The sequence below is a fragment of the Actinomyces bowdenii genome, from assembly GCF_017592395.1.
GTDB lineage: Bacteria > Actinomycetota > Actinomycetes > Actinomycetales > Actinomycetaceae > Actinomyces > Actinomyces bowdenii.
Genome location: NZ_JAGFOU010000022.1, coordinates 22252 through 46753 on the forward strand (window position 1 = coordinate 22252; position 24502 = coordinate 46753).

Annotated in this window: 14 protein-coding genes and 2 tRNA genes; 7 read left to right on the forward strand and 9 right to left on the reverse strand. The window is 72.5% G+C overall.

The window, feature by feature from the left end; all coding sequences use genetic code 11:
- Positions 1-179: 179 nt before the first annotated feature.
- Positions 180-254, reverse strand: a tRNA-Val gene (locus J5X07_RS10020).
- A gap of 1 nt (position 255) precedes the next feature.
- Positions 256-328: transfer RNA gene (locus J5X07_RS10025), tRNA-Gly, on the reverse strand.
- A gap of 288 nt (positions 329-616) precedes the next feature.
- Between J5X07_RS10025 and glgX the strand changes: the two genes are divergently transcribed.
- The 3 genes from glgX to treZ all read left to right on the forward strand — a co-directional run bounded on the left by glgX (position 617) and on the right by treZ (position 7451).
- A complete protein-coding gene (gene glgX, locus J5X07_RS10030) occupies positions 617-2818 on the forward strand; it encodes a glycogen debranching protein GlgX (protein ID WP_208479706.1) in 2202 nt (733 codons plus the stop codon).
- 149 nt (positions 2819-2967) lie between these two features.
- On the forward strand, positions 2968-5673 hold the full coding sequence (treY, locus tag J5X07_RS10035; protein ID WP_124934626.1) for a malto-oligosyltrehalose synthase: 2706 nt from the start codon (positions 2968-2970) through the stop codon (positions 5671-5673).
- On the forward strand, positions 5670-7451 hold the full coding sequence (gene treZ, locus J5X07_RS10040; protein WP_208479707.1) for a malto-oligosyltrehalose trehalohydrolase: 1782 nt from the start codon (positions 5670-5672) through the stop codon (positions 7449-7451). The genes treY and treZ overlap by 4 nt, the downstream gene beginning before the upstream one ends.
- Here the strand turns inward: treZ and J5X07_RS10045 are convergent.
- Positions 7440-8579: a lipid II:glycine glycyltransferase FemX gene (locus tag J5X07_RS10045; RefSeq protein WP_208479708.1), complete on the reverse strand. Its 1140-nt coding sequence runs from the start codon at positions 8577-8579 to the stop codon at positions 7440-7442. The genes treZ and J5X07_RS10045 overlap by 12 nt on opposite strands.
- A gap of 44 nt (positions 8580-8623) precedes the next feature.
- Positions 8624-9913: a carboxylate--amine ligase gene (locus J5X07_RS10050; RefSeq protein WP_244925136.1), complete on the reverse strand. Its 1290-nt coding sequence runs from the start codon at positions 9911-9913 to the stop codon at positions 8624-8626.
- 262 nt (positions 9914-10175) lie between these two features.
- Between J5X07_RS10050 and J5X07_RS10055 the strand changes: the two genes are divergently transcribed.
- Both J5X07_RS10055 and J5X07_RS10060 read left to right on the forward strand, forming a co-directional pair.
- Positions 10176-10772, forward strand: coding sequence for a DUF3000 domain-containing protein (locus J5X07_RS10055; RefSeq protein WP_208479710.1), 597 nt, complete (start codon positions 10176-10178; stop codon positions 10770-10772).
- Positions 10769-12052: an HRDC domain-containing protein gene (locus J5X07_RS10060; RefSeq protein WP_244925137.1), complete on the forward strand. Its 1284-nt coding sequence runs from the start codon at positions 10769-10771 to the stop codon at positions 12050-12052. The genes J5X07_RS10055 and J5X07_RS10060 overlap by 4 nt, the downstream gene beginning before the upstream one ends.
- Positions 12053-12102: 50 nt before the next feature.
- Here the strand turns inward: J5X07_RS10060 and pflA are convergent, their stop codons facing one another.
- The 4 genes from pflA to dxs form a co-directional block, all read right to left on the reverse strand.
- Positions 12103-12840 carry a pyruvate formate-lyase-activating protein gene (gene pflA / locus J5X07_RS10065; protein WP_243896702.1) on the reverse strand — a complete coding sequence of 246 codons (738 nt, stop codon included), beginning with the start codon at positions 12838-12840 and terminating at the stop codon, positions 12103-12105.
- A gap of 204 nt (positions 12841-13044) precedes the next feature.
- Positions 13045-13290 (reverse strand): autonomous glycyl radical cofactor GrcA2, encoded by a 246-nt coding sequence (gene grcA2 / locus J5X07_RS10070; protein ID WP_124934631.1) that lies wholly within the window; start codon positions 13288-13290, stop codon positions 13045-13047.
- Between the two features lie 63 nt (positions 13291-13353).
- Positions 13354-15465, reverse strand: coding sequence for a pyruvate formate lyase family protein (locus tag J5X07_RS10075; RefSeq protein ID WP_208479711.1), 2112 nt, complete (start codon positions 15463-15465; stop codon positions 13354-13356).
- 422 nt (positions 15466-15887) lie between these two features.
- Entirely contained in the window at positions 15888-17945 is a 2058-nt protein-coding gene (gene dxs / locus J5X07_RS10080; protein ID WP_208479712.1) for a 1-deoxy-D-xylulose-5-phosphate synthase, read from the reverse strand.
- 273 nt (positions 17946-18218) lie between these two features.
- On the opposite strand from dxs, the gene J5X07_RS10085 reads away from it, so the two are divergent.
- Positions 18219-20246 (forward strand): alpha/beta hydrolase family protein, encoded by a 2028-nt coding sequence (locus J5X07_RS10085; RefSeq protein WP_124934634.1) that lies wholly within the window; start codon positions 18219-18221, stop codon positions 20244-20246.
- A gap of 109 nt (positions 20247-20355) precedes the next feature.
- Here J5X07_RS10085 and J5X07_RS10090 read toward each other — a convergent pair whose 3' ends face one another.
- Positions 20356-21732 carry a UTP--glucose-1-phosphate uridylyltransferase gene (locus tag J5X07_RS10090; protein WP_124934635.1) on the reverse strand — a complete coding sequence of 459 codons (1377 nt, stop codon included), beginning with the start codon at positions 21730-21732 and terminating at the stop codon, positions 20356-20358.
- Between the two features lie 184 nt (positions 21733-21916).
- Here J5X07_RS10090 and J5X07_RS10095 point away from each other — a divergent pair, with 184 nt between their 5' ends.
- Entirely contained in the window at positions 21917-24496 is a 2580-nt protein-coding gene (locus tag J5X07_RS10095) for a DUF2339 domain-containing protein (RefSeq protein WP_208479713.1), read from the forward strand.
- Positions 24497-24502: the final 6 nt, after the last annotated feature.

The window sequence follows — 24502 nt, forward strand, 5'->3', positions numbered from 1 at the left end:
AGGCCGGCGGGCCCTCAGCGCCTCCGGGGAGGCGACCCGACCGGGCGCCCACGGACCGGCACGGCCCCGGCCCGGACCGGGCCCCAGGCGCACCCGGAATGCGCGAGCCGGCACGCAGAAGGCCCAGGACCTGAGTCCCGGGCCTCATCCCGATCCGACGGCACCCCCGGCGCGGGGCCTGGTGGGCGATACTGGGATCGAACCAGTGACCTCTTCCGTGTCAGGGAAGCGCGCTCCCGCTGCGCCAATCGCCCGAGCGGATGACGGGACTCGAACCCGCGACCCTCACCTTGGCAAGGTGATGCTCTACCAACTGAGCCACATCCGCGTGGCACCCTCATCAGGTGCCGGAAGAAAACTAGCAGACGGGGCCGCGCGCGGGCAAAGCCGACACCCCCGACACCCTCATGACGTGGATCACTGCCCCATGGGCCCCTCGTGCGACGGCGCCGGACCGCTCAAGCGCCCGGCGGGAGCCAGCAGGAGCGGCACGGCTCGGGCGGGGGGCCGCCAAGGGCTCAGCAGGGGCCCAGGAGGGGCTCAGGGCGAACAGATTGCCCGCCCCGTGCGCGCCCGCCGCGCTGCCCCGGGCAGCGGGACGTGGCAAGGTTGTGCCATGGCGACACTTCAGACTCCGCAGATCTGGCCGGGCCAGCCCTACCCCCTGGGCGCGACCTACGACGGGGCAGGCACCAACTTCGCCCTGTTCTCCGCCGCGGCCACCGGAGTGGAGCTGTGCCTCTTCGACGAGGAGGGCGCCGAGCACAGGACCCCGCTCAACGAGGTCGACAGCGACGTCTGGCACGCCTACCTGCCCGGGATCAGCCCGGGGCAGAGGTACGGCTACCGGGTCCACGGCCCCTACGACCCGGCCAGCGGTCACCGCTGCGACCCCTCCAAGCTGCTCCTGGACCCCTATGCCAAGGCGATGTCGGGAGAGGTGTCGCCCTCCCAGAGCCTCTACTCCTACCAGTTCCTCAACCCGCAGGAGCGCAACGAGGAGGACTCCGCGGGGCACACCATGCGCTCGGTGGTCATCAACCCCTTCTTCGACTGGGGGCACGACCGCCCGCCGGGCCACGAGTACCACGAGACGATCATCTACGAGGCCCACGTCAAGGGGCTGACCCGGCTCCACCCCGGCATCCCCGAGCACCTGCGCGGCACCTACGCCGGGCTGGCCCAGCCCGCGGTCATCGATCACCTCAAGACCCTGGGCATCACCGCCATCGAGCTCATGCCCGTCCACCAGTTCGTCAACGACTCCCACCTCCAGGAGAAGGGGCTGTCGAACTACTGGGGCTACAACACCATCGGGTTCTTCGCCCCGCACAACGCCTACGCGGCCTACGGCACCGAGGGCCAGCAGGTCCAGGAGTTCAAGTCGATGGTCAAGGCCCTCCACGAGGCCGGCATCGAGGTCATCCTGGACGTGGTCTACAACCACACGGCCGAGGGCAACCACATGGGGCCGACCCTGTCCTTCCGGGGCATCGACAACGCCTCCTACTACCGGCTGGTCGACGGCGACCAGGCCCACTACTTCGACACCACCGGCACCGGCAACTCCCTGCTCATGCGCTCCCCCGCCGTGCTGCAGATGATCATGGACTCGCTGCGCTACTGGGTCACCGAGATGCATGTGGACGGCTTCCGCTTCGACCTGGCCTCCACCCTGGCCCGCCAGTTCCACGAGGTGGACAAGCTCAGCGCCTTCTTCGACATCATCCACCAGGATCCGGTGCTCTCCCAGGTCAAGCTCATCGCCGAGCCCTGGGACGTGGGCCACGGCGGCTACAACGTGGGCGGCTTCCCCTCGCTGTGGAGCGAGTGGAACGGCAAGTACCGCGACACGGTGCGCGACTTCTGGCGCGGCGAGCCCTCGACCCTGGGCGAGTTCGCCTCCCGCATCACCGGCTCCTCCGACCTCTACCAGCACTCGGGGCGCACCCCGGTGGCCTCGGTCAACTTCGTCACCGCCCATGACGGCTTCACCATGCGGGACCTGGTGTCCTACAACACCAAGCACAATGAGGCCAACAAGGAGGGCGGGGTCGACGGCGACTCCAACAACCGCTCCTGGAACTGCGGGGTGGAGGGCCCCACGGACGACCCGGCCATCATCACCCTGCGCATGCGCCAGATCCGCAACTTCCTGGCCACCATCCTGTTCAGCCAGGGCGTGCCCATGCTGTGCCACGGTGATGAGATGGGGCGCACCCAGGAGGGCAACAACAACGTCTACTGCCAGGACAACGAGCTGTCCTGGGTGCACTGGGACCTGGACGAGCAGCAGCAGGAGCTCCTGGACTTCACCCGCACCATGGTGTGGATGCGCCGGGACCACCCGGTGCTGCGCCGCCGCCGCTTCTTCTCCGGGGACGCCGGCCACGGGGGCGAGAGCGAGCTGGGGGAGATCGAGTGGCTCACCCCCTCGGGCCAGTCCATGACCGAGCAGGACTGGGGCACCTGGTACGCCCGCTCCATGATGGTCTTCCTCAACGGCGAGGCCATCGCCGAGCCCGACGCCCGCGGCCAGCGGATCGTGGACAGCTCCTTCCTGGTGCTCATCAACGCCTCCGCGGAGGACATCGACTTCACCCTGCCCACCCGGGGCTACGCCCCCGCCTGGGAGGTCGCCCTGGACACCGCGCCCGAGGTCGACGGCGACTCCGACCCGGTCCTCGGGGCCGGGGAGGCCGTCACGGTCGAGGCCCGCTCGATGCTCTTCCTCATCAGCGCCCCGGACTCCCACGGCCCGGAGCCGGCCCCCCAGAGCGCGGGCCCGGCGGCCCCCAGGGGCGCCGCCGGCGCCTGAGCGCCGGCCCGCGGCCGGCCCCCGGTCGGCCCGCACCGGCGCCCGCATCGCGGCCCCGGGCCCCGCCCGAGGGGACGGCGCGCCGCCTCACACCGACCGACACGACACCACCGAGCCAAGACCGACACCGGACACTGACGGAGCTGGACATGGACAACACGAGTGACAGGCCCCACCCCCCGACCGGCACGCAGGCCCCGGACCGGACGGCCTCGGCGGCCGCCTCGGGGCATGAGCCCGTGGAGGCCGGGGCGGGGGTGAGCCCCGGGGGCCAGGCGGCCGGCTACGCGCCCTGGTCGGGGCATGTGCCCCATGATCGGCGCCGCACCCCGGTGACCACCTACCGCCTCCAGATGGGCGAGCGGATGACCTTCGCCGACGCCCAGGCGCTCATCCCCTACCTGGCGGCCCTGGGGGTCACGGACCTCTACCTGTCCCCCGTCCTGACCGCCGCACCGGGCTCGACCCACGGCTACGACGTCGTGGACCACCGGCGCATCAGCGGGATCATGGGCGGGAGGGCGGGCCTGGAGGCGCTGGCCCGCAAGGCCCATGAGGCGCATATGGGCGTGGTGGTGGACATCGTCCCCAACCACATGGCGGTGCCCACCCCCGCCTGGCACAACCTGCCCCTGTGGTCGGTGCTGCGCGAGGGCGCCCAGTCGCCCTTCGCCGCCTGGTTCGACGTCTCGGTCGATGAGCCGATCCTCATGCCCGTGCTGGGGGCGCGCATCGGCCAGGTCCTGGCCGATGAGGAGCTGGTCCTGGAGAGGATGGTGGTCCCGGGCCAGGAGGAGGGGGGCGAGCAGTGGGTGCTGCGCTACTACGACCAGGCCTTCCCCGTGGCCGAGGGCACCGAGCATCTTCCCATGCACGTGCTGGTCGAGCGCCAGCACTACCGCCTGGCCTACTGGAAGGTGGGCGATGAGGAGATCAACTACCGGCGCTTCTTCGACGTCGGCACCCTGGCGGCCATCCGGGTGGAGGACCCGGAGGTCTTCGCCGGCTCCCACGCCCTGCTCCTGGAGCTGATGGACCAGGGGGTCATCGATGCCCTGAGGGTGGACCACCCCGATGGCCTGGCCGATCCGGGCGGCTACCTCGACCAGCTCTTCACGGCCAGCGGGGGCGCGTGGATCGCCGCCGAGAAGATCCTGGCCCCCACCGAGGCCCTGCCCCCCACCTGGAGCGTGGCGGGAACCACCGGCTACGACGCCGCCTGGCGCATCGACCAGCTCCAGGTCGACGGCTCGGGCGCCGGGCAGCTGGGCGCCCTCATGCAGGAGCTCACCGGTGAGGCCCCGGTGGACTACGACCGTGTCGTGGAGGAGGCCAAGAGGGAGATCATCTCCGGCTCCCTGGCCTCCGAGGTCGACCGCCTGGCCCGGATCCTGGCCTCGCTGACCTCCCAGGACGTGCGCCTGCGCGACCACACCTTCCGGGATCTGCGCGACTGCGTCGTCGAGCTGCTGGTGGCCGCCGACCAGTACCGGGCCTACGTGGTGCCGGGCACAGCACCCGGCCCGGAGACGGCCGCGGTCCTGCGCAGCGACGCCGAGCGGGCCCGCACCCGCCTGGAGGCCGACCAGGGCCAGACCCTGGACCTGGTGGTGGCCATCCTGCTGGGCGAGCCCGTGGGCTCCGAGGGCCTGTCCGACTCCCCCGGGCGCGCTGAGGCGGTCATCCGCTTCCAGCAGGTGTGCGGGGCGGTGACGGCCAAGGGCGTGGAGGACACCGCCTTCTACCGCTGGACCCACCTGACCAGCCTCACCGAGGTGGGCGGGAACCCGGTCGGCTTCGACATCAGCGCCGATGAGGCCCACGCCTGGGCCAGCCGCACCCAGGAGGTCTGGCCCAGCACGATGGTGACCTCCACCACCCATGACACCAAGCGCGGGGAGGATGTGCGGGCCCGCCTGGATGTGCTGGCCTCCTACTCCCAGGAGTGGGTGGACCTGGTCCACCGCCTGCGCGCGGCCACCGCCCAGGCCCGACCGGTGGACCTCGACGGTCGCAGCGAGAACCTGCTGTGGCAGACCCTGTGGGGCACCTGGGCCCCCGACTCCGACGACCCCATGGACATCGGGCGCCTGAGCGCCTACCTCATCAAGGCCTCCCGCGAGCAGAAGACCTGGACGAGCTGGACCTCCCCGGATGAGGCCCGGGAGAAGGCCCTGACCGACTACGCCGCCCACCTGCTCACCGATGAGGCCGTGGCCCGGGAGATGGGCGCCTTCGCGGCGCTGACCGCCCGCGCGGTGCGCTCGACGATCCTGGCCAGCAAGGCGGTGGCCCTGACCTGGCTGGGGGTGGCCGATGTCTACCAGGGCAGCGAGACCACCCGCACCTCCCTGGTGGACCCCGACAACCGCCGTCCCGTGGACTACACCGGCGCCTCGGGCCTCATCCCCATGCTCGAGCGCCTCGATGCCGGGCAGGGGCCCCGGAGCCTGGATGAGGACAAGCTCTTCCTCGTCTCGCGCCTGGCGCGCCTGCGGGCCGCCCGTCCCGACACCTTCGTCGGGCCGCGCTCGGGCTACCGGGCGATCCCGGTGACCACCTCCCTGGCCTTCGCCTACACCAGGCTGCTCGACGGGCGGCCCGATGTCGTGGTCATCGCCAGGCGCCTGCACCGGCGCCTGGAGCAGCTGGGCGGCTGGCGCCAGGAGACCGTGGTCCTGCCCGAGGGCATCTGGCACGACGTGCTCTCCGGCGCCTGCTGCCGGGGCGGCTCCCAGCAGCTGTCCGAGGTCATCGGCGAGGAGCCGGTGGCCGTGCTGGCCCGAGTCGACCAGTGCGAGCACGTCGAGGCCGGGGCGGAGCAGGGCGCGGGCGGGCCGGGGGGCCGGTCATGAGGCGCCGCACCTCCCCCGCGCCCGCCCCGGGCCCCCGCGTGCCGGTGTGGGCCCCCGCGGCCTCGCTCGTCGAGCTGCACCTGCCCGCCACCGGTGAGCTGGTGCCCATGGAGCGGGGCGAGGGCGGCTGGTGGTCCTCCCCGGTGGAGGTGCCCGACGGCACCGACTACGCCTTCCGGGTCGACGGCTCCCCCGACCGCCCCGATCCGCGCAGCGCCCGTCAGCCCTACGGCGTGCACGGCCCCTCGCGCCGGGTGGATGCCTCCGCCTGGGACGAGACGCTGTGGAGCGACGCCGCCTGGCCGGGGCGCGAGGTGCTGGGCAGCGTCATCTACGAGCTGCACGTGGGCACCTTCACCCCCGCCGGCACCCTGGAGGCGGCCATCGACCGCCTGGACCACCTGGCCGCCCTGGGCGTGGACATGATCGAGCTCATGCCGCTGGCGCCCTTCCCCGGCCGGGCCGGCTGGGGCTATGACGGGGTGAGCCTGTGGGCGGTGCATGAGGGCTATGGCGGGCCGCGGGCCCTGGCGGCCTTCGTGGACGCCGCCCACCGGGCCGGGATCGGGGTGTGCCTCGACGTCGTCTACAACCACCTGGGCCCCTCGGGCAACTACCTCAGCGTCTTCGGCCCCTACTTCACCGGGGCGCACCACACGCCCTGGGGTGAGGCGGTCAACTTCGACCAGGAGGGCTCGACCCAGGTGCGGGCCTACGTCATCGACGCCGCCCTGCGCTGGCTGGAGGACTTCCACCTCGACGCCCTGCGCCTGGACGCCATCCACGCCATCGTCGATGACTCCGAGCGCCATGTGCTCGCCGAGCTCTCCGACGCCGTGGCCGAGCTGTCCCGCGAGCTGGGGCGCCCACTGGGCCTGGTGGCCGAGTCCGACCTCAACGACGTCGCCGTCATCTCCCCCACCGGGACGCCCACGACCACCACTGTGCCGGCCCTGGGGATGAGCGCCCAGTGGGCCGACGACGTCCACCACGCCCTGCACGCGCGCCTGACCGGGGAGGCGCAGGGCTACTACGCCGACTTCGCCGAGCCCGGCGCCTGGGTCAAGGCCTACGGCCGGGCCTTCCTGCACGACGGCGGCTGGTCGAGCTTCCGGGGGCGGGACTGGGGGGCGCCGGTGCCCGAGGGGACCGACCCGCGGCGCTTCGTCGTCTTCGCCTCCAACCACGACCAGGTGGGCAACCGGGCGGCGGGCGACCGCCCCTCCCAGGGCCTGGATGACGACGCCCTGGCGGCTCAGGCCGCCCTGCTGCTGCTCAGCCCCTACACCCCCATGATCTTCATGGGAGAGGAGTGGGGGACGCGCACCCCCTTCCAGTTCTTCACCGACCACGACGATCCGGGCCTGGCGGCGGGGGTCAGCGCCGGTCGCATCCAGGAGTTCGCGGAGTTCGGATGGCGGGCCGAGCAGATCCCCGATCCCCAGGATCCGGCCACGGTGGAGGCCTCCCGCCTGGACTGGGAGGAGCCCGCCCGGCAGGCGCATGCGCGCATGCTGGAGTGGTACCGGGGCCTCATCGCCCTGCGCCGCCGCCTGGGCTGGTCCCGACGCCGGGCCTGGCCCCGGGTCGAGGAGGCCGAGGGCCTCATCACCGTGGCCTATGAGGACCTCGTGGTGGCGGTCAACCTCTCGCCGTCCCCGCGCCCCCTGCCCGACGGCCTGCGGCCGCTGCTGTCGTGGGGGCAGGGGCCCCGCGGCCCCCGGGAGCTGGGTCCCGGGGCAAGCCTCATCGCCCGCCCCGGGGCCTCATCGCCCTGAGCCGGGCTCCGAGCCCTTCCGGCCCTTCCCGCCGCCGCCCTTGCCGTCACTCTCGCCACTCTTGCCCGCCTGCCGGTCCAGTCCCCGCTTGAGGCCCCATTTGAGGCCCATGGCCTTGACCAGCGCGGTGTGGAGCAGGGGGCGCACGGGCACATCCCAGGCACCGGGGACGTCCACCGGGCCCTGGGGAGCGAACTTGCTCTTGAACTCCCGGACCCCGGCCAGCTCGGGGACCCGCTCGGAGTCCACGCCCATGAGGTCGTAGTGGCGCACGCCCTCGGCGCGCAGCAGGCAGGCCTCCCGGTACAGCAGGGCGTCGGTGGCCCGCATCCGGCGTCCCGCCGCCGAGGAGCCCGCGTAGTAGCGCACCGCGCCATCGCCGTAGACCGTCACCAGGGACCATGCCAGGGCCTCCTGGCCCCGGCGGCGCGCCACGAACAGGCGGGCGTGCCCGGGGCCCAGGGCGCGCAGCATGGTGCGGTAGGTCTCCTCCGGCGCGGCCCGGAAGCCGTCGCGCTCGCCGGTCTCGGTGAGGATCTCGTAGAGCTCGCCGAAGACGTCCTCGGCCTGGGAGGTCTCATCGTGGAAGGTCAGCTCCTCATTGCGCAGCGCCTTGCGCACGTCGCGCCGGCCCCGGGGCTTGAAGGAGGCCAGGAGTGCCTCGTCGTCGGGGTGGTCGAGATCGATGATGACGGTGCGGTCGTAGGTCATCGTCTGGAGGAGCTCATGGCAGTCCGGCCCCGGGGAGGCGGCGTGCAGGCGCAGGAAGACCACCCGCGGGTCGCGCCGCCCCACCCCGCGGGTCAGCAGGTCGCGCAGCTCCTGCTCCTCGCCGGCGGTGGGCTCGGCCCCCAGCCACACCGGGCCGTGCCGGGCCCACAGGTAGGGGAAGCCGCGCACGCTCATGCGCGCCAGGGACACCAGGGCCCGGTCGCGGCCCCGGCGGTCCCGGTAGACCACCCGCCCCCAGGGCTCACGGCCCTGGGCGGTGATGTCGAAGGAGTCCCACACCGCCGTCTGCTCGATCGGCAGGGCGGCGCCGGCTGAGGAGGCGATGGTGCGGAAGGTCTCCCAGTCCACCTCGCGGATGCGCGCACGCTCGCGGCCGGGGGGTCGGGTGCTGGTCATGGTGGGCCTCTCGTCGCTGGTCATCGAAGGGTCGGGTCGGTGGTTCAGAAGGAGGAGTCCGTGGGGCGCGGGTAGTAGCGGGCGAACTTCCGGTACTGGTTGAGCTCCTGGGCGGCCACCACCAGTGCGCGCCGCAGTGAGCGGTCCCGGCGGTAGCGCAGGGGGTTGGCGGTGCGGCCCCGGCCGATGAGCTCATCGACCCGGCGCCGCAGGGCCGGCTCGCGCAGGTAGCGCCGCAGCAGCCGGTGGGGCACCAGGCTGTAGAGGACCTCCTCCTCCAGGCGCTGCCGGCCGGGCTCACGGCCCAGGACCAGGTCGCGCACCGCCGGGATGATCGGGTTCGCCCCGGCCGCGGCCATGTAGTAGCAGTTCCGGCCGATGCGGGGGTTGATCTCCAGGAAGAGGGCCCGCCCGGTGCGCGGGTCGACCTTGATGTCGCAGTTGGCGAAGCCGGTGTAGCCCAGGTGCGCCAGGAGACGGGCCGCGGGCTCCATGAGCTCCTCGAAGGGCTCGGTGATCATCGCCACCGGGTTCCCCAGCATGGTGGGGGCGTGGTCCTCCAGGAGCACGCGGGCCGAGCCGGTCAGGGCGGCGCGCCCCCGGGAGTCGACGTAGAGGGTCAGGGAGCGCATGGAGGCGTCGTCGCCCTCGATGAGCTCCTGGGCCAGGAAGCGGCCCCGGAAGCCGGCCCGGCGCAGGGCCTCCCACAGGGCCGAGGCCTCGGCGGGGTCCTGGAGGACGAAGACCTTCCTCTTGCCCGGCATGCGCAGGTCGTTGTACTGCGCCGAGGAGGCGGGCTTGGCGATGAGGGGGTATCCCAGGTGGTCCACCTCCGCGGGCCGCCAGCCGGGGTCATCGGCGGCGGCGAAGTCCTGGACGACGGTCTCAGGGGTCTGGACGCCCAGCTGGTGGCACAGGTCGGCGAAGACGGCCTTGTCGGAGACCGCGGCCGTGGCCCGGGGGCCGGGCGCCGGGATGGCGAAGTGCTCCTCCAGCGCATCGCGGTGGTCGTTGATGAGGCGGATGTGCCAGTCGGTGTTGGCCATGAGGATGCGGCGGGCCCCGGGGGCCCGCCTGGCCTCCTCCAGGGCCGCGGCCACATAGTCCTGGGGCTCGCCGTTCTCCCCCAGGGCCACAGTGCGCACGATGCTGGAGCGGGTGAGGATCTCGGTGGGGTGCGGGGCGATGCACACCGGGCGCACGCCGTAGGCCTCGTGGAAGCAGCGCGCCAGGGCATAGACGCCGATATCCCCGCCCAGGAGGACCGGGAGCAGGTCGGGAGCCCGCTCCTCCTGCGGGCGATGGCCCTGACGGGCTCCGGTGGGGGTGTCCACGCCTACCTCCTCGTGCTCCTCGGGGCCCGTGGGCCCCTGCTCCGTGCCGTGGCGGCGGCCGCGGGCCGCCGGCCCTGCCGTGCGGGGCCAGGGCGCGAGCTCAACGCCGGAAGCGATTGGGTGGATCACGATAACGCAACATACCGGCCGTCCTGCGGCCATCAGCGCCGTGAGGCGGGTGCCACGCGGTTCGCGGATTGCAATCATCCGTGCGCGGCGTGGCACCACGGGGCCCAGGGGGCGCCCCGCTAGCGTTCATGCCGTGACAGGCAGTCGTAGGCCGCAGGATGACGAGGCGCAGGGAATACCCGGGCGCTTCAAGGAGGCGCTGCTCTCCGTGCGCGCCACGCCGCGCCCGCGCGGCCTCCTGCTGGAGGAGGTGCCCGGCCCTGCGCGCATGGCCCCCTACACCGCTGCGCTGACAGCGGAGACCGTCCGCCATGCGGGCGGCTCACCGGTGGGCTCGGGCCGATTCGTCATCCTCCATGATCCTGCCGGGCAGGAGGCCTGGAACTCCGACTTCCGCATGGTGGCCATGGTCCGATCCCAGCTCGACGACGAGGTCCAGGACGATCCGGCCCTGGGACAGGCCGCCTGGTCCTGGCTCACCGATTGCCTCGACGACGCCGGCGCCGGCTACCATGACCTGGTGGGCACGGTGACCCGGGTGCTGTCGGAGACCTTTGGCGGGCTGAGGATCAGCGACTCCTGCGGGCACGCTGAGATCAGGGCCTCATGGTCCCCCACCACGGCCGATCTCGGGCCCCATCTGACCGCCTGGTACGAGCTGGTCCTCATGGCCTCGGGCCATGAGCCGGCCCCGGTGCGCCCCTTCAGCCTGGCCGGGGTCCGCAGGTGAGCCACCGCGGCGCCGTGCCCGCCCGTGTGCCGGGAACGACGGATCACCCCATCCCCGCGGAGCAGGTCGTCGACTGCACCTTCCCGCGCGAGGGGCTGCCCGGGGTCACCGACACCCCCCGGGCCCTGGCCGCCGCGGTGGCGGCGCTGTCACGGGGATCGGGCCCGGTGGCCGTGGATGCCGAGCGGGCCTCGGGCTTCCGCTACGGCCAGGACGCCTACCTCGTCCAGCTGCGCCGACAGGGCGCGGGCACCCTCCTCATCGACCCGGTGGGAGCTGGCGACCTCGGCGGTCTGGGACTCGCCCTGCGCGAGCCCGAGTGGATCCTGCACGCCGCCGACCAGGACCTGGCCTGCCTCAACGCCCTGGGGCTGCACCCGGCCCGCCTGTTCGACACCGAGCTGGCGGCCCGCCTGCTGGGCCGCGCCCATGTGGGCCTGGGGGCGGTCATCGAGGAGACGCTGGGGCTGCGCCTGGCCAAGGATCATGCGGCGGCCGACTGGTCGACCCGCCCGCTGCCGCGCTCCTGGCTCATCTACGCCGCCCTGGACGTCGAGCTCCTCATCGAGCTGCGCGCGGCCCTGGCCCAGGAGCTGGAGGATGCCGGCAAGACCCAGTGGGCGGACCAGGAGTTCGAGTACGTGCGCACCCGCCCACCGCGACCGGCCAAGATCGACCCGTGGCGCAAGACCCCGCGGGCGGGCCGGGCGGTGCGCTCCCCCAGGTCCCTGGCGATCCTGCGTGAGCTGTGGACGGCCCGCGAGCAGCTGGCCGCCGAGCTGGACCGCACCCCCTCCAAGGTGCTGCCGCACCAGGCGCTGGTGGCCGCGGCGGTGGCCCGTCCCACCTCCCGGCGCAAGATGAATGCGCTCAAGGAGTTCTCCTCCCGCCAGGCGCGCCAGCACCAGGAGCTGTGGTGGCGCGCCATTGAGCGGGCCATGCAGATGCCCGATGAGGATCTGCCCCCGGCGCGCGCCCCCCAGGGCCCCCGGGCCCTGCCCCAGCCGCGCTCCTGGCAGCGCCACCATGCCGGGGCGGCCTCCGCCCTGGAGCTGGTGCGCGCCGCGGTGCGCGAGCGCGCCGAGGCCATCAGGGTGCCCCAGGAGCTCCTCCTGGCCCCGGAGGCCCAGCGCCGCCTGGCATGGGATCTGGGCGCCGATGGGGATGCCGGCGCGGCCCGCATCAGTGCCGCCGCGATCGGCGAGCGCCTGGAGGCCCTGGGGGCCCGCCCCTGGCAGGTCCAGCAGGTCGCGCCCCGGATCGCCGAGCGCCTGGCCTGAGCCCGCGGCCCTCCGGCCCCAGGCGTCAGTGCCCAGCGGCGGTGCACGTGTCAGTGCACGGTGAAGCCGTGGGAGCGGAAGATGGCCCGCGTGGCCTCCACGAGCTCGGGCTCGGGCGGCCGGGTCTCGCGCAGGGTGTAGGTCAGCCCCAGGCTGTCCCACTTGTCGGTGCCCATCTGGTGGAAGGGGAGCACCTCGACGCGCGAGACGGTGTCCCAGCGCTCGATGATGCGGGCGACCTTCTCGACATTGCCCGGGTCATCGGTCAGGCCGGGCACCAGGACGAAGCGGGCCCAGATCTCGATGCCCTTGGCGGCCAGGCGGTCGCCGAAGGCGATGGTGGGGGCCAGGGACCGCCCGGTGACCCGCTTGTAGGTCTCCTCGTCCCCGCTCTTGACGTCCAGGAGCACCAGGTCGATATTCTCCAGCATCTCGTCGCTGGCATTGGCCCCCAGGAAGCCCGAGGTGTCGATGCAGGTGTGGATGCCCATCGCCTTGGCCCCGGACAGGAGCCTGGCGGCGAAGGCCGGCTGCATGAGCACCTCCCCCCCGGACAGGGTGATGCCGCCCCTGGAGGCGCGGAAGACCCCCCGGTAGCGGCGCATGCGGCGCAGCAGCTCGGCGGCCTCCACGGGCTCGCCGTCCTTCATGAGGAAGGTGTCCGGGTTGTGGCAGTACTGGCAGCGCAGGGGGCACCCGTTGAGGAAGACGGTCATCCGGGTCCCCGGGCCGTCGACAGCGGTGACCAGCTCCCAGGAGTGGATCGAGCCGAGCTCGCCGCTGCGCATCCGCTCCAGGCGCTCGGAGCGCTCGAGGTCGGTGAGCTCCTCGAGCCCTCCGATGCCGGCCCCGCGCAGGCGGGCGGCCGGGGCCAGGAAGTCCTGGTCCCGGCCGCCCCCGGGGGGGGGGGGGGGCCCTGCTTTGCCGGGGCCGGCCGCCCCGCCTGCGCGGCCGTCGTCGTCTCAGACATGGGCGGCCGCTGGTGCCCGGGCTCAGGCCTGGGAGTGGAAGGTGCGGTCGAGGACGTCGAGCTGCTGCTCACGGGTGAGCTTGACGAAGTTGACGGCGTAGCCCGAGACGCGCACCGTGAGGTTGGGGTACTTCTCAGGGTTCTCCATCGCGTCCTCGAGGGTGTTGCGGTCCAGGACGTTGATGTTGGCGTGGTAGAGGCCCTTGACGCCGCCGTTGTCCTGGCGCTGCGCCTTCATGGAGGCGAGGCGCTCTTCGTATGTGGCCATGATCGGCCCCTTTCGTGAGATGGGTTGTCTGTCGGTGTCCTATGGGTCGGCGGCCCGGGCCGCTCAGATATCGGCGCAGTCGTCGGGGACGAAGCCGGCGTCGAGGATGCCCACGAGGTTGGCCACCCGCTCCTCCTCGGTGCGGCCCAGCCCCTGGGGGGTGATGGTGTTGGTCAGCGAGATGCCGTCCAGCGCGTCGTTGTAGTCCAGCTTGCCCACCGAGAGCATGGAGGCGACCATGCCGTGGGTGTCCATGCCGTTCTCGGGGTTGGCGCCCGGGGAGAAGGGCGTGCCCTTGCGGTGCCCCGAGGGGAAGTTGCCGGTGGCCTTGCCGTAGACGACGTTGGAGGTGATCGTCAGCACCGACTGGGTGGGGATGGCGTCGCGGTAGAAGGGCTGGGCCTTGATCTTGGACATGACCGTGTGCACCACCGTGGCGGCGATGTCGTCGGCGCGGTCGTCGTCGTTGCCGTAGATGGGGAACTCGCCCTCGGTGATGTAGTCGACCACCAGGCCGGTCTCGTCGCGCACCGGCGTGACCTTGGCGTACTTGATGGCGCTCAGGGAGTCGGCCACGATCGAGAGCCCCGCGATGCCGCAGCCCATGGTGCGGACGATCTCGGAGTCGTGCAGAGCCATCTCGATGGACTCGTAGGCGTAGCGGTCGTGGCAGTAGTGGATGATGTTGAGCGCCTCGACATAGGTGGCCACCACCCAGTCGAGCATCTTCTCGTACTTGTCCCAGACCTCGTCGAAGTCCAGCGGGCCGTCGCCCTCGATGCCGGGCAGCCCGGTGACGACCTGCTTGCCGGTCATCTCATCGCGACCGCCGTTGATGGCGTAGAGCAGGGCCTTGGCGGAATTGACGCGGGCGCCGAAGAACTGCATCTGCTTGCCGACCTTCATCGGCGACACGCAGCAGGCGATCGCGGCGTCGTCGCCCCAGTGCTCCCGGATCTGCTCATCGGCCTCGTACTGGATGGAGGAGGTGGTGATGGAGATCAGGGCGCAGAACTCCTTGTAGCCCTGCGGAAGGCGCTCATCCCAGAAGATGGTGATGTTGGGCTCCGGGGCGGGGCCCAGGTTGCGCAGGGTCTGGAGCAGGCGGAAGGAGGTCTTGGTGACCTGGGAGCGGCCGTCCTCCGAGAAGCCCGCGTCGGACCAGGTGGCCCAGTAGGGGTCGCCGGAGAAGATCTGGTCGTAGTCGATGGTGCGCAGGAAGCGGGTGATCCGCAGCTTGATGACCATGTGGTCGATGAGCTCCTGGGCCCGGGACTCGTCCAGGAGGCCCGCGGCCAGGTCCCGCTCGAAGTAGATGTCCAGGAAGGCCGACAGGCGCCCGATGCTCATGGCGGCGCCGTCCTGGGACTTCACCGAGGCCAGGTAGGCGAAGTAGGTCCACTGCACGGCCTCGTGGGCGTTGCGGGCGGGGCCGGAGATGTCGTAGCCGTAGGAGGCGGCCATGACCTTGAGCTTCTTGAGGGCCTTGATCTGCTCGGAGTGCTCCTCGCGGTAGCGCGCCCAGTGCTCGGAGAAGGGCTTGTCGGCCACCTCGTCCTTGGCGATCTGCTTGAGCTCGATGAGCCGGTCCACGCCGTAGAGGGCCACGCGGCGGTAGTCCCCGATGATGCGGCCGCGGCCGTAGGCGTCGGGCAGGCCGGTGATGATGTGCGAGGAGCGGGCGGCCCGGATGCGCGGGGTGTAGATGTCGAAGACCGCGTCGTTGTGGGTCTTGCGGTACTGGGTGAAGATCTTCTTGACCTCGGGGTCGACCTCCTTGCCGGCCTCCTTGATCGCGGTCTCCACCATGCGCCAGCCGCCGTTGGGCATCATGGCGCGCTTGAGCGGGGAGTCGGTCTGCAGCCCGACGATGACGTCGTCGTCCTCGCTGATGTAACCGGGCTTGAAGGCGTCGATGTCGGCGGGGGTGTGGGTGTCGACGTCGAGGATGCGGACCTTGCGCTCCTCGGAGAGGTAGTCCTTCTCCAGGGTGTCCCACAGCCGCAGGGTCTTGTCCGTGGCCCCGGCGAGGAAGGAGGCGTCGCCGTCGTAGGGGCGGTAGTTGCGCTGAATGAAGTCGCGGACGTCGGTGGTCTCGGTCCAGGGGCCGGTGACGAACCCCTCCCAGGCGTCCTCCCTGCTGGTGGTGGCAGTTGCAGTGACCTCGGTGGTCATCCTTGGCCCTCCTAGCGTAGGCGGCCACGCGCCGCCCGGTAGCGATCGCCCTTGTGAGGCGAGGCGGCGCCCTGACACGCCGTCGGCTCCAGCCTATGCCCCGCACCCAGACGGATGGGCCAGTGGTCCCGCACCCGCGGGTGCGATGACTCACAGGAGGCGCCTCCACCCTCAGCGGTGGGGACGTTAGTCCCGATCTGTGATCACCGGAGCGGGCCATGACAAACCGCTTCGCCCCAGATGGGGCCTCCTTGCCGGGACCCGCCGGGACGGGCTCGGCCCCTGGGACGGCCGTCCCATCCGCCCGGGGACGGGGCGGCCCCGCAGCGCATGCGGCCCCACCCCCGAACCCGCCGTTGTGACCGAAGGTCCCAGGTCATGCCGCACTTGGCCCCGTGCCGGGACCGGGTCCGGAGCGCTGCTCAGCCCTGGACTCCGGCGGCCTCCAGGGCGCGGCGGGCGGCACGGATGACTCCCGGGGCATCCATGCCGAAGTCGGCCAGCAGCTGCTCGCGCGAGGCGGTCCCCAGGAAGGCGCGGGGTACGCCCAGGCGCACCACCACCGGGCCGGCCGGGGCGGCGGGGCGATCCCGCTCCCCGTCCGGGCCCGCCTCCCGGGCCCCCTGCCGGGCCTCGTCCAGGGCGTCGCGCAGCTGGGAGCCGATCCCGCCGTCGACCAGGCCGTCCTCGATGACGACCACGGCGCGGGCGGCCGCTGCGGCGCTGAGGAGCGCGCCGGGGATGGGGATGACCCAGTGGGGGTGGAGGACCATGGCCGCGGTGCCCTGGCGGCTCAGCTCGCGGGCGGCCTGAAGGGCGGCCCCCGTCATGGGCCCCACGGCGACGATGACCAGCTCCGCCTCCCCCGCCGGCTCCTCCCACAGCACGTCGACCCGCTCGAAGACCGGGTCCGGCCCTTGGTCATCGGCGCCGCCGGGGCCCTCGCGGCGCTCGGGGACCGGCAGGACCCGCAGGGCCTCCACCGGCTCGGGCAGCGCCCCCTTGGGGTAGCGCACGACCGTGGGGCGATCCTCGACGCCCACCGCCGTCCTGAGGGCCTGGCGCAGCGTGGCCTCGTCACGGGGCGCGGCCAGGCGCAGGCCCGGCACGTGGGCCAGCAGCGCCATGTCCCACATGCCGTTGTGGCTGGCGCCATCGGTGCCGGTCAGCCCCGCGCGGTCCAGGACGATGGTGACCCCGGCGCGGTGGAGGGCGACGTCCATGAGCACCTGGTCGAAGGCCCGGTTGAGGAAGGTGGCGTAGAGGGCGACCACCGGGTGCAGGCCCGCGAAGGCCATGCCCGCCGAGGCGGTCAGGGCGTGCTGCTCGGCGATGCCCACATCCACGACCCGCTCGGGCATGGCCTCGGCCAGCGGCTGGAGGCCCACGGGGGCCTGCATGGCGGCGGTGATCCCCACGATGCGCTCATCGTCGCGGGCCAGGGACACGATCTCCTCGGCGAAGACCGAGGTCCACCCGAAGCGCTCGGCCACCACCGGCAGGCCGGTCTCGGGGTGGATGCGGCCCACGGCGTGGAAGCGGTCGCCGTTGTGCTCCTCGGCGGGCGTGTAGCCGCGGCCCTTGGCGGTGATGACGTGGACGATGACCGGCTGGGAGTACTCCCGGGCCCGGGTCAGGGCGAACTCCAGGGCGGTGATGTCGTGCCCGTCGACCGGCCCGGTGTACTTGATGCCGAGGTCCTCGAAGAAGGCTGAGGGCACCAGGACGTCCTTGAGCCCCCGCTTGAGCCCGTGCAGGGCGTCGAAGGCGGCGCGGCCGGGGGCGCCCTGGGCCAGGAGGGTGCGCTTGACCCCTGAGAGCATCCGCTCATAGCCGGGGTTGGTGCGCAGCGCATCGAGGTGGTGGGCCAGGCCCCCGATGGTGGGGGCGTAGGAGCGGCCGTTGTCGTTGACGACGATGACCAGGCGCCTGGCCCCGCTCACGGCGATGTTGTCCAGGGCCTCCCAGGCCATGCCCCCCGTCATGGCGCCGTCGCCGATGACGGCCACCACGTGGCGGTCGCGGTGGTCCAGCAGGGCGTTGGCCCGGGCGATGCCGTCGGCCCAGGACAGCGCGGTGGAGGCGTGGGAGTTCTCCACGACGTCGTGCACGGACTCGCTGCGGGCGGGGTAGCCGGACAGCCCCCCGCGCTCGCGCAGGCGGCTGAAGTCCTGGCGGCCGGTGAGCAGCTTGTGGACGTAGGCCTGGTGCCCGGTGTCGAAGACGATGGTGTCGTGGGGGGACTCGAAGGTCCGGTGCAGGGCGAGGGTGAGCTCGACCACGCCGAGGTTGGGGCCCAGGTGGCCGCCGGTGCGCGAGACGCTGTGAACGAGGTAGTGGCGGATCTGGGATGCCAGGGCCACCAGCTCCTCGCTGGTCAGTCGCTTGAGGTCCGCCGGGCTGCGCACCGAGCCCAGGAGGTCCGATGAGGGTGCTGGGCGGCGTCCGGCGCGCCGGCCGGGGTGTGGGGCTGGGGGCACCGGTGTCCTCTTCTCATCGTCCAGATCGTCCAGTGTGCCGGGCCATGCGGCCCGGTCTGCCGGGGATATCCCTTCGGGCTCAACAGCATAAGCGCTGGACCGGATGTCGGGTGGGTGTCACATTGCTCACGGCGAGGACGTAGGGTGTGCCATGGTCGGGCCGCAGCGGCCCCGGCCGCCACCCGTCAGCCACCCATCAGCCACTGTCCCGGAGCGCCGGGCCGGCACGATCCCACGAGCCGCCGCCGGGACCCGCGCCTCCCAGGAGGAACCATGAGCACCACCGCCCCCTTCGGCACCTGGCCCTCGCCGATCACTCCGGGAACGATCACCACCAGGACCGTGCGCCTGTCCCAGGTGCGCGTCGACGGGCCGGACACCTACTGGGTGGAGCAGCGCGCCGCCCAGGCCGGCCGCAACGTCCTGCTGCGCCGCGACGGCGATGGGCAGATCGGCGAGGTGCTGCCGCTGACCCCGGCTGACGAGCTGGTCGACGTGCGCACCCGCGTCCATGAGTACGGGGGCCGGGCCTACGCGGTGGACGGGGGGATCATCGTGGTCTCCCACGCCGGGGACGGGCGCCTGTACCGCTACGACGTCGCCCATCGCATGCGCGGCCTGGTGCCGCTGACGATCTACGGGGACGTGCGCCACGGGGACCTGGAGATCGACACCGCCCGGGGCCTGGTCTACGCCGTGCGCGAGGACCACCGGGGCCCGGGCGAGCCCGTCAACTCCCTGGTGGCCATCCCCCTGGACGGCTCGGGCGCGCGCGACGACGACGCCGTGCGCACCGTGGTCAGCGGCACCGACTTCGTCACCTCCCCCGCGCTGTCCCCCGATGGGGAGCACCTGGCCTGGATCACCTGGGACCATCCGGGCATGCCCTGGGACAACGCCGCCCTGCACGTGGGGGACCTGCAGCCCGACGGGACCATCGGCGATCAGGCGGTCATCGACGGCGGGGCGGGGCACTCGGTGGCCGAGCCGCGCTGGACCGAGGAGTGCGAGCTCGTCCACGGCTCGAACTCCTCGGGCTTCTGGAACCTCTACCGCACCGAGGGCTTCCCGCGCCGCGGCACCAACCGCGAGGGCTGGACCGCGCAGCTGCGCACCCGCGCCCTGCACCCGGCCCGGGCCACCTTCACCTGCCCGGCCTGGCAGCTGGGGCCGCACTCCTTCGACGTCCTGGACGGCGAGCACCTCATCGCCTCCTGGGCCCGCGACGCGATCTGGCACCTGGGCACCATCAGGCTGTCCAACGGCGAGCTGGAGGAGTGGAACGTGGGCTGGCAGCCCATCGGCAATGTGGCCTGCTCGGCGGGCCGGGTGGTCATGCTGGCCTCCAACGAGCTGGCCATGCCCTGCATCGTGGAGGTCAGGAACGGCCGGGTCCAGGTGCTGCGCGGCTCGGGCGAGTTCGAGCCCGAGGCCATCGGCGTGTCCTTCCCCGACCCGGTCTCGTGGACGAGCACCGACGGCGCCACCGCCCACGGCTTCTACTACCCGCCGGCCTCGGCCCATCACACCGGCCCCGAGGACGAGCTGCCCCCGCTGATCGTCAATGTCCACGGCGGCCCCACGGCCACCGCGGTGCCCGGCTACGACCTGCGCATCCAGTACTGGACCAGCCGCGGCTTCGCCTACCTGGACGTCAACTACCGCGGCTCGATGGGCTACGGCACTGAGTACCGCAGGGCCCTGGAGGGCAATTGGGGGATCCATGATGTTGATGACTGCATCAGCGGCGCGCGCTTCATGGCCGAGTCCGGGCTGGTGGACCCCGCCCGCATCGCCATCCGCGGGTCCTCGGCCGGCGGCTTCACGGTGCTGACGGCCATCACCCGCACCGAGGTGTTCTCCGCGGCGGCCTCCTGCTTCGGCATCGCGGACCTGACCCGGCTGCGCGCCACCACCCACAAGTTCGAGTCCCATTACATCGGCCAGCTCATCGGCACCCAGGACCCCCGGGACCCGGTGCTGAGCGAGCGCAGCCCCATCACCCACGTGGACTCCATCACCACACCGCTGCTGCTGGTCCAGGGCTCGGAGGACCCCATCGTCCCGGCCGAGCAGGCCACCCTCATGCACGAGGCCATCCGGGCCAAGGGCGCGCCGGTGGCCCTGGAGGTCTTCCACGGCGAGGGCCACGGCTTCCGCATGGCGGCCAGTATCCGCCGCCACTACGAGGCCGAGCTCAGCTTCTACCGCCAGGTCTGGGGCATCGCCGCTCCCCCGCAGGACGAGGGCGCCTCCCTGACCGTGGAGAACCTGCCGCTCAGCGGCGGCGATCCGGCCTGACTCACCGCCGGGCACCACCACCGGCTGCCAGGCGCGGCCCGGCGACCGCCAGTCGCGGTCGCGGGCCGCGCGATCAGGGCTGCGCGCAGCAGCGCCGTTCCCGCCCGCCTCAGATCCGGGCGCCGTCGGCCACGCGGCCCGGCGACCCGTCCTCGGTGAGCACCGCCTCCCCGGTGGCCACCACCCCCTCGCCGAAGGTCCAGTCCCCCGCGACGCTGAGGCGGACGGCCTCCCGCAGCGAGGGGGCGCCGTGGGGGAAGCGGGCCTCGAAGTCCTTGATCGTCTTGTAGAAGCGGCTGTCCAGGCTCACCGTGCAGGCGGGCCGGGCCACCTGGGCCAGCATGCCGGAGTCGTCGAGCTCGTAGGCGTCCGAGCGCAGCAGCAGCAGGTCGTTGGTGGTCTTGACCGGCAGGAAGCGGCTGCGCGGCACCTCGATGGCCGTGGCGCCCTCGAAGGCCTCGACGGCGGCCCCCATGGCGGTCTCGATCTGCACCACCGGCGTGGATCCCGGGTCGGCCGGATCGACGGTCTTGGTGTTCCTGATCAGGGGCAGGCCCAGGATCCCCCTGCGCTCGATGAGGGTCTCGCGCAGGACCCGCAGGTCGAACCACAGGTTGTTGGTGTGGAAGAAGGGGTGGCGGAACTGGTCGGTGAAGTAGTGCATCTCCTCGGCGGGGGTCTGGGCGGTGTCCCGCAGGATGATGCGGCCATCCGCCTTGCGCACGGCCAGGTGGCCGCCCTTGACGTCCGCGGGCGTGCGGCGGCACATCTCGGCGGCGTAGGGGGCCCCCGAGGCCGCGAACCAGCCGGCGATCCCGGCCGAGGGCGCCGCGCCGAGGTTGTCGGAGTTGGAGGTCATCGCGTAGCGGTAGCCCCGCTCGATCAGCGCATCGAGCACCCCTGAGGCCATGAGCGCGGTGTAGATGTCCCCGTGGCCCGGCGGGCACCACTCCAGCTCGGGGTCCGCCGGCCACTCCACCGGGCTGAGGTCGTCCTGGCGCAGCTTGGGCTCCTGGTTCTGCAGGAAGTCCAGGGGCAGGCCCTCGACCGCCAGGTCCGGGTAGGCGGCCAGCGCCTCCAGGGTCTCGCGCCGGGTGCGGAAGGAGTTCATGAGGATCAGCGGCAGGCTCACCCCGTGGGCCCGCCGCGCGGCGCGCACCTGTGCGACCAGGATGTCGAGGAAGGTCCGGCCCTCGCGCACCGGCAGGAGGGACTTGGCCCGGTCCATGCCCATCGAGGTGCCCAGGCCGCCGTTGAGCTTGATGAGGACGGTCCGCCCCAGGGCCTCGCGCGCCGCCTCCTGATCGACCTGGACATCATCGATGGAGTCAATGGAGGTCAGCGGCTCGATGGTGTCCTCGGGGATGAGGCCCGTGGCCCCCTCCTCCAGTGCTCGGTAGTAGTGGGTGAAGACATCGATCGCCTCGGCGGCGACGCCCGCCTCACGCATCTTCGCCTGGGCCTGAGTCAGTCCGTTCTCGCTCATGGCACGAGGGTATCCGAGACCGCCGCCCCATGTGACATCTTGTTCGACTTCGTTCGTTTTTGATAACAGTGACACATATCACGTGTGAGAACTGATTTCTGGCTTTTTGTAGCCGTTGCAGCCTCGGAGATTATGGTTGATAATGGTTGCTGTTCCCCGTTGCTCGCCTTCCTGGGAGTGCCTCATGCCCGCCCCGTACGGCCCCGGTGACCGGTCACCGGAGATCCTCGCCCGGCTCGACCTCATGGAGCGCAAGCTCGACTGGATCGCGCGCCGGGTGGCCCAGCGCCCCATGCCCCCTCAGCCGCCTGTGACGACCGCCCAGGCCACCGCGGCCCCGTCGCCCGCCCCCCAGGATTCACCTGCCCGGGAGCCAGCAGCCGGCAGCCCCGCCGCACAGGACGACGCGGGGCACAGCGATGCGGCAGGGCGCGTCTCAGCCGGGAGTGCCGCAGCGCAGGATGACACCGCCCAGGACTGGGTCGCGCCCTCCGAGCCGGGGCCGGCCGAGCCGGGGCAGCCCGAGGGCCCGGAGCCCGAGCGGCCCGGGGCCGGACCGGGCTCGGCACCCGGAGGCCCGGCACCCGCGGCGCCCCAGCCGCCGGGACTGCGCGACCAGGGCGCTCAGGCGCCCGCCGCGCAGGGCCCCAGGCCCTACGGGTACATCACGGTGCCGCCCGCAGCGGCCCGTCCCACGCCGCCGATCCAACCGGCACCGCAGGCCCGGCCCGCGGCACCCGCACCGCTCCTGCCGGCGGCCATGCGCAGCGAGGGCAATCTCGGCCGCTACCTGCTCTCCGCAGCGGCAGCGCTGCTGGTGGTCCTGGCGGCCGTCAGCCTCATCGCCCTGGTGTGGGACTCGATCCCCGATGGGGTCAAGGTCGGCGCCCTGGGGCTGCTCGGCCTGTCCCTGGTGGCCGGGGGCACCCGGCTGGCCGGATCCCGCTCGCACCTGCGCGTGGCCGCGGCGACGATGACCGGCACGGGAGGCGCCCTGGGCTTCGTATCCATCATCGGCGCGGTCCTGCTCGGCGTCGTGCCCATGGGCGCGGCCTTCATGCTCATGGCCACCTGGGGCGCGGCCCTGCTCATCCTCTCGCGCCTAACCGCCCAGGTCTTCACCGCGGTGGTCTCCACCCTCGGAGCCCTGGTAACCATCGGCTTCGCCTCCTGGCGGACCTGGTGGGCCCCCGAGCCCCGCCTGGGCACTTGGGCCCTGGCCTGCGGCTATGCCGTCGTCCTGGCGGCGATCACCACGGTCCTGGCGCGGCGCGGGCGCCCCACGCCCCTGGCCGCCTGGTACCCCGTGACCTCCCTGGTCGTCCTGGGCGCGGCCCTGCTCATGGCCCCAGCCCCCACCCTTGTGGCCGCCTCACCCGTGGGCGCGATCCTGCTCTCGGCCCTGACCTGCGCCGCCATGCTCCTCCAGCAGCTCGACTCCAGCCGGCTGCTGTGGAGCGCCGGCTATCGCAGCGCAGCGGGCGCCGACTGGGCCGTCGCGGGGATCGTCCTGGGCCTCAGCCTCCTGCGGCTGGTCCGCTTCCTCGACGGCACGCCCCGGGCCGAGCTGCTCAACGCCCTGACCGGTGGCCTGGCACTGTGCCTGCTCGCAGCGGTCTCCACGCTCATGCTCGATCCGGGGCCCACGGGCTGGCGCCGCCGATGCGCCCCGGCGCACCTGATCACGACCCTCCTCCTGGGCATCCTCGCCGCACATGCGACTCCCGCCCTGGCGCTGCCGATGGTCCTGGTGGTCGCGCTCACCTGCGTGCCGGTACTGCGCGAGCGCTTCACCTCACCGCTCCTGGCGCTCAGCGCGCTTGCGGGCCTGCCGCTCCTGCTGACCACGCGCCGCCCCCTGGAGGTCGTGGGCCTCATCGCCGCGCTCGTGGCCATCCACGCCCTGACCGCGGTCCTTGAGAGCATCCCCGGGTGGGAGTGCGCCCCGCAGGCGCCCGGCAAGCCCCCCGCCATCCCGCCGACGCTGCGGATCAGCGTGTGGATCATGGCCGCCTCCGCGGCCCTCATCCTGCCCTCGCTGGTCGACCGCCTCCTGCCCCGGGGCGCGGAGCCGGTCCTGCCCACGCTGGTCTTCGGCATCATGCTCGCGGCCCTGCTGTGGCTGGGGCTGGCCCACCCGCAGGCCACGGTGCGCCGCCTGCTCGCACTGCGCCTGGCGGGGCGGTTCCCGCAGGCCCTTCCCGCCCATGGCCCCCAGCCCGCCGCGCCCACGCAGGCCCCGCCCCACGCCTGGCTGGGCTGGGTGCTGGGAGCCATGGGCACCCTGATCATGCTGGTGGCCGCGGCGGCGCTCGTGGACTCCCTGGTCTGGCGGATGCCGTTGATCGCGCTGGCGGCCGCCCTGGCCGTCCTGGCCAACCGCTTCGTGTGGGCCTGGTTCGGCGCCACGGACGCCACCCTGGCCAGCGCCCTGCTGAGCTCCCTGACGCTGTGGAGCTCGGCGCTCATCCTCAGCGGCAGCAGCGTGGACTCGGTGCTCATGACCATCCTCATCCTGCTCACCGGGGCCGCCTGCATCATCCTGGGCTTCCGGCTGCGCGCCACGGCCCTGCGCCACTACGGCCTGGGCCTCGTCCTCATCGCGGTGCTCAAGCTCGCCGCCGTGGACCTGGGCTCGGGCAACTCGATCATGCGGGTCCTGGCCCTGGCGGTGGCGGGCCTGGTCTGCTTCGCGCTGTCCCTGGCCTACAACCGGGCGGCCGCCGAGGAGCAGGCCTCCCAGCGCCCGCGCAGCCCGCAGTGACCCCCG

Bases quoted from the DNA above. Each gene is read 5' to 3' on its own strand.
- glgX (WP_208479706.1), top strand. From the start codon at position 617: ATGGCGACACTTCAGACTCCGCAGATCTGGCCGGGCCAGCCCTACCCC.
- treY (WP_124934626.1), top strand. From the start codon at position 2,968: ATGGACAACACGAGTGACAGGCCCCACCCCCCGACCGGCACGCAGGCC.
- treZ (WP_208479707.1), top strand. From the start codon at position 5,670: ATGAGGCGCCGCACCTCCCCCGCGCCCGCCCCGGGCCCCCGCGTGCCG.
- J5X07_RS10045 (WP_208479708.1), bottom strand. From the start codon at position 8,579: ATGACCAGCACCCGACCCCCCGGCCGCGAGCGTGCGCGCATCCGCGAG.
- pflA (WP_243896702.1), bottom strand. From the start codon at position 12,840: ATGCGCAGCGGCGAGCTCGGCTCGATCCACTCCTGGGAGCTGGTCACC.
- grcA2 (WP_124934631.1), bottom strand. From the start codon at position 13,290: ATGGCCACATACGAAGAGCGCCTCGCCTCCATGAAGGCGCAGCGCCAG.
- J5X07_RS10075 (WP_208479711.1), bottom strand. From the start codon at position 15,465: ATGACCACCGAGGTCACTGCAACTGCCACCACCAGCAGGGAGGACGCC.
- J5X07_RS10085 (WP_124934634.1), top strand. From the start codon at position 18,219: ATGAGCACCACCGCCCCCTTCGGCACCTGGCCCTCGCCGATCACTCCG.
- J5X07_RS10090 (WP_124934635.1), bottom strand. From the start codon at position 21,732: ATGAGCGAGAACGGACTGACTCAGGCCCAGGCGAAGATGCGTGAGGCG.
- J5X07_RS10095 (WP_208479713.1), top strand. From the start codon at position 21,917: ATGCCCGCCCCGTACGGCCCCGGTGACCGGTCACCGGAGATCCTCGCC.